We start from the raw sequence: 6,479 nt of genomic DNA, 5'->3' as shown, positions 1-6,479 counted from the left end.
AGCTCCGGGCGACGGCGGGGGAGGGGGAGGGGGCCTGCGGCCCAGCGGCTCCCGGGAGCGCTGCGGGCCCCACTTGGCCCGGACCGCGCAGACGGCCATCACCGCCGCCATGGCGGCCAGGTGCTCCTTGCCCGCGAGATTGTTCTTGACCAGCACTTCCACGATCATCACGACGACGACCAGACAGCCGGTGAGGTACGCCCGGTAGCGCCAGCACACGTACACGGCCAGGCCCACCACCGCCGCCGACGGCCCGGTGTCGTTGACCACCCGGTCCGACAGGGGCAGGCCGAACGGATGGTCCGGGCTCAGGGCCAGGCCGATCCGGGCGTAGCTGGTGCCGGCGACGGTCGCGACGTAGCCGATCAGCAGCGTGCGCCACCAGCCGATGCAGATCTCGGCGATGCCGAACACCAGCAGGATCTGCGCCAGCGCGCCCCAGACCGGCAGGTCCAGGGCGGGGACGAACAGCGACAGCGGGGTGCGCAGCAGTGCCAGCCACAGCGGGTCGGCGGCCTTCACCGACCCGAGGTCCTGCACCGGCTGGAACCCCCACGGCTGGTTCTGCACGATCTGGAACACCGAGGTGAGGCAGACCGCGCCCAGGGTCATCGGGACGGCCCGCCACCCCTTCCCGACGAGCGCGTCCCGCACGGTCCAGTGGAGCGGCCCCCATTCGCGGCGGGCGAACCGCCGCAGTGCGGGTCGCGTCAACGCTTGCTCTCCAGGTGTCTGCGGTGCACCCACTTCGGCAGCCCGGGCGCCTCCAGGAAGCCCTCGGCCCGGCCGGCCGCGATACCGATGCGCAGCAGGTCGGAGCTCTTCTCGAAGAGCATGAACCGCGGTTCCCAGATGGGCCGGTACTTGGCGTTGGCGCGGTAGAGGGACTCGATCTGCCACCAGCGGGAGAAGAAGCTCAGCAGCGAACGCCACATCCGCAGCACCGGGCCGGCGCCGAGCCGGGAGCCGCGTTCGAAGACGGACCGGAACATGGCGAAGTTCAGCGAGACCTGGGTGACCCCGATCTCCTCGGCGCGCTGGAGGAGTTCGATGACCATGAACTCCATCAGGCCGTTGTCGGAGTCCCGGTCACGGCGCATCAGGTCCAGCGACAGGCCCTTGGCGCCCCACGGGACGAAGGACAGCAGGGCGCGCAGTTCACCCTGGGCGTCGGTGCACTCCAGCATCACGCACCGGCCGTCGGCCGGGTCGCCGAGGCGGCCCAGGGCCATCGAGAAGCCGCGCTCGGTGGCGCCGTCGCGCCAGTCGTCGGCGCGCCGCAGCAGCTCGTCCATCTCCTCGGCCGGGATGTCGGCGTGCCGGCGGATGCGGACCTGGTACCCGGCGCGTCCGATCCGGTTGTAGGCCTGCCGGACGGTGCGCATGGCGCGGCCCTCCAGCGTGAACTCGGCGGTCTCCACGATCGCCTCGTCGCCCAGTTCCAGGGCGTCCAGGCCGTGCCGGGCGTAGACGGTGCCGGCCTCCTCGCCGGCGCCCATGACCGCGGGCACCCAGCCGTGCTCGCGGGCCTCGGCCAGCCACGGCTCGATGGCGCCGGGCCAGGCCTCGGGGTCGCCGATCGGGTCGCCGGAGGCCAGCGAGACCCCGCCGACGACGCGGTAGGCGATGGCGGCCTTGCCGGTGGGGGACCACACGACGCTCTTCTCGCGGCGCAGCGCGAAGTAGCCCAGGGAGTCCCGGTCGCCCTGCCGGTCGAGCAGGGCGCGCAGCCGCTCCTCGTCCTCCTCGGTCAGCGGGTCGACGGCGCGCCGGGAACGGAACGCCGCGAGCAGCACCGCCAGCAGCAGCACGAACGACATGACGTTGATGAACACGTCCACCCAGCCGGGGGTGACGATGCCCAGGGAGCCGCTCTCGTCGAGCGTGATCAGACGCATCACGCCGTAGCGCCAGCGGGTCGGGAACGAGACCTCGGCGGCGTCGGGCGCGCTGTTGGTGAGCCCGACCAGCAGCGCCGCGACCAGCGAGGTCACCAGCAGCCCGACACCGGCCACGGCGGTGGCCAGCTTGGGGTTGGAGCGGTCGCCCTTGGCGTAGAACTCGTGGCGGCCCAGCAGCAGGGCGCCGACGAAGGCGGCCGTGAGCACCAGCGAGACCCAGTTCTGGGCGTGGGCGCGGATGTCACCGCCGTGCGGGAGGCAGAACGCGGCGAGGAACAGCACCAGCATCATGCCGCTCAGCGCCAGGTTCAGGATCCAGGCGGCCCGCTTGCGGCGGCCCATGGTGACCGCCAGCAGCAGCGTGAACAGGCCGGAGCCGAAGCCCGCGGTGAGCAGGTACGGCGTGTAGTAGTCGTCGGTGTTGTGGGCCCGCAGGTCCTGCCCGAGCGACACCCACACGGCGCTGAGGAAGTTGACGAAGGTGACGAGGCGCAGGTACCAGACCGCGAACCCGGCGGCGCGGCGCGAGCGCGCGCTGCCCCGGCCGGCACTCCCCCTCTTGTTTCCGCCCGTTCCCGCGACCGGCGTGCGGTCGGTCCTGCGGTCGGTCTCTGCGCTGGCCAAAAGGACCTCTCCCATGAAAAGCGATCATATGGGGCATCGCTTCTCGTACGGAGTGGGGAACGACGACCTGGTCAGGGCCGTCGTCCACCGCAGCTCACCCCGTCGGCTCCTCCGCCCGCTCCGGGAGGTCCGCCGCGAGCGCGGCGGCCGCCTGGACCAGCGGAAGGGCCAGCAATGCCCCGGTACCTTCACCTACTGTGACGCCGTGATCGAGGACGGGGTTGAGTGCCATTCGGTCAAGTGCCTTGGCCTGACCCGGCTCCCCGCTCGCCTGTCCCGCCAGCCACCAGTCCGGCGCCCGGAACGCGGCCCGCTGCGCGACCAGGCCGCACGCGGCCGAGACGATCCCGTCGAGGATGACCGGGGTACGGCGGACCGCGCACTGCAGGAGGAAACCGGTGATCGCGGCCACGTCCGCACCGCCGACCGCCGCCAGCAGGGCCACCTGGTCGCCCAGCACCGGGCGGGCCCGGCGCAGCGCGTCACGGATCGCCGCGCACTTGCGCATCCAGGTCAGGTCGTCGATGGGCACCCCGCCCCGGCCGGTGACGACCGAGGCGTCCGTGCCGCACAGCGCGGCCACCAGGGTCGCGGCGACCGTGGTCCCGCCGACGCTGAGGTCACCGAGCACCACCAGGTCGGTGCCGGCGTCGGCCTCCTCGTCGGCGACCGCGATGCCCAGGCGCAGCGCGGCCTCCGCCTCCTGCGGCGTCAGCGCGTCCTCGACGTCGATCCGGCCGCTGCCGCGCCGCACCCGGTGGCGTACCACGTCCTCGGGCAGCAGCTCCGGCGCGCAGTCCAGGCCCGCGTCGACCACCCGGATCCCGGCGCCCAGCCGGTCCGCGAGGATCGACACCGGGCTGCGCCCGTCGAGCACCTCCCGCACGAGCGCGTGCGCACCCCCGGCGGGCCGGGCCGACACCCCGATCCCGGCCACGCCGTGGTCGGCGGCGAACAGCACCACCTTGGGGCGCTCGATCGGCCGGACCGGGACCTGCCCCTGGGCCGCCGCCAGCCACTCGGCGAGCTCGTCGAGCCGGCCGAGCGCGCCCGGCGGCACGGTCAGCCGCTGACGGCGGTCCTCGGCGTCCCGCCGGACGCCGCCGTCGGGGCGCTCGATCAGATCGGAGAAGTCGTCGAGATTCAGCGTGGTCATCTGCCGAAGGGTACAGGCGCCGGACGAGCGGCAAGGGCACGGCCGCAGCCGCCCCGGCAACGGGGGAACGGCTCATCCCTTGAGGGGGAGCGCCTGCCCGGCGACGACGAGCAGGACGTGCTCGCACTCGTCGGCGACACCGGCGTTGAGCCGCCCCAGTTCGTCCCGGAACCGCCGCCCCGCGGCGGTGGCCGGCACGACCCCGGAACCGACCTCGTTGCTCACCGCCACCACCGTGCGCCGGCTCGCCCGCAGGGCCGCGGTGAGGGCGCCGGTCCGCTCCCGCAGCTCCTTCTGCCCGCCGTTCGCCCAGACCTCGTCGTCCCAGGCCCCGACCTGGTCCATGGCGTCGGTCAGCCACAGCGCCAGACAGTCGATCAGCAGCGGCGGCCCGTCCTCGGCGAGCAGCGGCACCAGGTCGCAGGTCTCCAGCGTCCGCCAGCCGGCCGGCCGCCGCTCCCGGTGCAGCCCCACCCGCTGCGCCCACTCCTGGTCCCCGTCGCGGGTCCCGCCGGTAGCCACGTAGTGCACCGCGGGGAACGACTCCAGCCGGCGCTCGGCCTCGACGGACTTGCCCGAGCGGGCCCCGCCGAGCACCAGGGTGCGGCGCGGCACGTCCGGCACCGACCGGGCGTCGCCCACCACCACCGTGGTCCCGTCCGGCACCGCCCGGGCCCCGGCCGCGGCGCAGCGGCGCCGCAGCTCCTTGCCGGGCGCGGTGTCGTGGTCCAGGTGCACGACGATCACGTCGGTGGCCGGGCCGACCGCGCCGGAGGCCCGGAGCCGGGCCAGCGCCTCGGGCCGGCCGAGCACGTCCGCGAGCACCACGTCGTACGGGGGCTGCCCCGTCCGGTGGCCGTCGACCCCGGCGGGCGCCCCGCCGGGCGGCAGGTACAGCACCCGTTCCCCGTCCGGCCCGGTCACCTCGTACCCGGTCCCGGGCGCGTCCATCGCCACGGCCCGCACCCGGTGGCCGCTGATCACGGCGAGCTCCCGCCCGTCGGGCACCCGCCCGGCCGCCGGCAGCCCTGGCGGCAGCTCCAGGGCCGGCCCGTCGTGCGGATGGGTCAGCAGCACCTGCCGCACCCCGCTCAGCGAACGCCCGGCCCGGGCCGCGGCGAACACCGCCCCGGGCGTGAGGTCCAGCAGCAGCGCCCCGTCGACGAGCACCGCGGTCGCGGCCCGGGCACGGGTGCCGACGGAGACCGCGCAGGCGGCGCAGGGACAGCCGGGGCGGGGCAGTCCTTCGGGCGTTCCGGTGCCCAGGAGAGTCAGTTCCACAGGAAGATCCTCCCGCGCCACCGCGAGTGGTGCGCGCCCGGCTAGTCTGCGGGGCAGACTCACCAGGGAACACCGGACGAGCAGCGGAGGCGGACATGGCGTGGACGTGGCGGTTCGAGCAGGCGGACGGCACCGAGGTGGCCCCGGCGGTGACCCCGGAGGAGTTCACCACCCAGGGCGATGCCGAGTCCTGGATCGGCGAGTACTGGCGCGACCTGCTGGAGGGCGGCGCGGAGCGGGTGAAGCTCTCGGACGACACCGGCACGGAACTGTACGCAATGAGCTTGCGCGAGGCCCTGGACGCCTGACCCGGGCGGAGGGCCCGACCCACCCGGGCCGGGCCCCCGCGCGTGGCACACCCCGGCGGGGCCGGACGCGCCGGCCCCGCCGGGGTTTCGTGTGCCGGGGTGCGGGGGCGGGGCCCCCGTGGGTCAGGCCGGGAGGTGGGACTGGACCTCGGCCGCGGCGGTGTCGCCGTAGGCCTTGGTGAAGCGCTCCATGAAGTGGGCGCGGGCCAGGGTGTACTCCTGGGTGCCCAGGGTCTCGATGACCAGGGTCGCCAGCATGCAGCCGACCTGCGCGGCCCGCTCCAGGCCGACGCCCCAGCCCAGGCCGGTCAGGAAGCCGGCGCGGAACGCGTCGCCGACACCGGTCGGGTCGACCTTCGCGGTCTCCTCCGGGCAGCCGACCACGATCGGCTCCTCGCCCTGCCGCTCGATCTTCACGCCGCGCGAGCCCAGCGTGGTCACCCGGGTGCCGACCTTGCCGAGGATCTCCTCGTCGGTCCAGCCGGACTTCGTCTCGATCAGGCCCTTCTCGTACTCGTTCGAGAAGAGGTACGTCGCGCCCTCCATCAGGGTGCGGATGTTGTCGCCGTCCATGCGGGCGATCTGCTGCGAGAAGTCGGCGGCGAACGGGATGCCCCGCGTCCGGCACTCCTCCGTGTGGCGCAGCATCGCCTCGGGGTCGTCCGCGCCGATCAGGACGAGGTCCAGCCCGCCGACCCGGTCCGCGACCGCCTTCAGCTCGATCAGCCGGGCCTCGCTCATGGCGCCGGTGTAGAAGGAGCCGATCTGGTTGTGGTCCCGGTCGGTGGTGCACACGAACCGGGCGGTGTGCAGCACCTCGGAGATCCGCACGGACGCGGTGTCCACGCCGTGCCGGTCCAGCCAGGCGCGGTACTCGTCGAAGTCGTAGCCGGCCGCGCCGACCAGGATGGGCCGGACGCCGAGCTGGCCCATGCCGAAGCAGATGTTCGGGCCGACACCGCCCCGGCGCACGTCGAGGTTGTCGACCAGGAAGGAGAGGGAGACCGTGTGCAGCTGGTCCGCGACCAGCTGGTCGGCGAAGCGGCCGGGGAAGGTCATGAGGTGGTCGGTGGCGATGGAGCCGGTGACTGCGATACGCACGGCGTGGATGCTCCTGCGAGGGGCGGCGAAAGGACATTCCACGCTACCCGGTCCGGGGCCCTTCGTCCGACCACCAGAAACTACCCCGTAGTAGGTCTTTCTTCGCAC

The 6,479-nt window shown here is 73.9% G+C and carries 6 protein-coding genes; 1 reads left to right on the top strand and 5 read right to left on the bottom strand.

Annotated features, from left to right (window positions below; all coding sequences use genetic code 11):
- The 4 genes from EF918_RS36730 to EF918_RS03750 all read right to left on the bottom strand — a co-directional run.
- Positions 1-714: hypothetical protein (locus tag EF918_RS36730; RefSeq protein WP_260609740.1), on the bottom strand; the 714-nt coding region annotated here is incomplete at its 3' end.
- Entirely contained in the window at positions 711-2,540 is a 1,830-nt protein-coding gene (locus EF918_RS03760; RefSeq protein ID WP_125640564.1) for a phosphatidylglycerol lysyltransferase domain-containing protein, read from the bottom strand. The genes EF918_RS36730 and EF918_RS03760, both read right to left, overlap by 4 nt.
- A 79-nt stretch (positions 2,541-2,619) precedes the next feature.
- On the bottom strand, positions 2,620-3,681 hold the full coding sequence (cobT, locus tag EF918_RS03755) for a nicotinate-nucleotide--dimethylbenzimidazole phosphoribosyltransferase (protein WP_125640560.1): 1,062 nt from the start codon (positions 3,679-3,681) through the stop codon (positions 2,620-2,622).
- 72 nt (positions 3,682-3,753) lie between these two features.
- Entirely contained in the window at positions 3,754-4,962 is a 1,209-nt protein-coding gene (locus EF918_RS03750; protein WP_185921582.1) for a bifunctional adenosylcobinamide kinase/adenosylcobinamide-phosphate guanylyltransferase, read from the bottom strand.
- A 95-nt stretch (positions 4,963-5,057) separates the two neighbouring features.
- Between EF918_RS03750 and EF918_RS03745 the strand changes: the two genes are divergently transcribed.
- Positions 5,058-5,270, top strand: coding sequence for a hypothetical protein (locus tag EF918_RS03745; protein WP_125640557.1), 213 nt, complete (start codon positions 5,058-5,060; stop codon positions 5,268-5,270).
- A 123-nt stretch (positions 5,271-5,393) separates the two neighbouring features.
- Here the strand turns inward: EF918_RS03745 and EF918_RS03740 are convergent, their stop codons facing one another.
- Positions 5,394-6,371, bottom strand: coding sequence for a carbohydrate kinase family protein (locus EF918_RS03740; RefSeq protein WP_125640554.1), 978 nt, complete (start codon positions 6,369-6,371; stop codon positions 5,394-5,396).
- Between the last annotated feature and the right edge of the window lie 108 nt (positions 6,372-6,479).

This window comes from Streptomyces sp. WAC06614 (assembly GCF_003949795.1).
In the GTDB taxonomy this organism is placed as follows: Bacteria; Actinomycetota; Actinomycetes; order Streptomycetales; family Streptomycetaceae; genus Streptomyces.
This window is presented reverse-complemented; position numbering and strand designations above follow the sequence as displayed.